This is a genomic window from Arthrobacter sp. SPT-J7 (genome assembly GCF_059089965.1).
Genome location: NZ_JBNHFF010000508.1, coordinates 1 through 753, shown reverse-complemented (window position 1 = coordinate 753; position 753 = coordinate 1). Strand labels below are relative to the sequence as shown.

General features: G+C 67.2%; 1 protein-coding gene. It reads left to right on the top strand.

Features of this window, described 5'->3' with window-relative positions; translation table 11 throughout:
* Nucleotides 1-154: 154 nt before the first annotated feature.
* The coding region (locus AC5RWX_RS33940; RefSeq protein ID WP_494100527.1) for a DnaJ family domain-containing protein at nt 155-753 on the top strand (599 nt) is incomplete at its 3' end.

Genomic DNA, 753 nt, shown 5'->3' with positions numbered 1-753 from the left:
CGGACCCGCGGAGTGAGCTCGTGGCAGTGGCCAGCAGCTCACCGGCCGGGCCAAAACCTCACGCCCGAACTGATCCGCGGGCTTGCGTTGAAGCCGATGAAAAGCTTCTGAATACTGGAAGGAAGGATTATTCCGACGTGAGGCGGTGGCAGCGATGAGCAGCGGTTCGGAGGACTTCCGGAAGCGCCTGGAGCGGGCCGCGGAAGTCCGGTCCTACCGGGGAGCCGGCATCAGCGCCGAGGAGGAGGCGGCGCTTGATGCCCTCGACGAGCAGGAGCGGGAGAAACGCCGCAAGGTGAGCGATGCCGCCAGGGCGGAGTATCTGGTCCGGGACGCCATGGCGCAAGGAAAGTTCGACAACCTCAAGTACGCGGGCAAACCGATACCGGAACTAGGCGAGTCCTATGACCCCGACTGGTGGGTCAAGGGCCTCATTCAGCGGGAAAACATCAGCGGCCTCGGTCCGGCGGCCATTCTGCTCCGCACCGAGGACGCCGAGCTGGATGCCAAGCTCGATGCCCAGTACGCAGAACAGCAGGTCCGCGACATCCTGCAGGACTTCAACCGCCGGGTCATCGACGCGCGGCGCCAGCTTCAGGGCGGGCCGCCGGTCATCACCAAGACGCGGGACGTGGAGGAGGAGGTGCGGCGGTGGCGCGAACGCCGGGCAGCCTCGCCCGTTCCCCAGGCCGATCCTGAACCGGAAGGGCCCCGCTGGTGGTGGCGACGGCTTTGGAAGGGGACGGGCCCGGC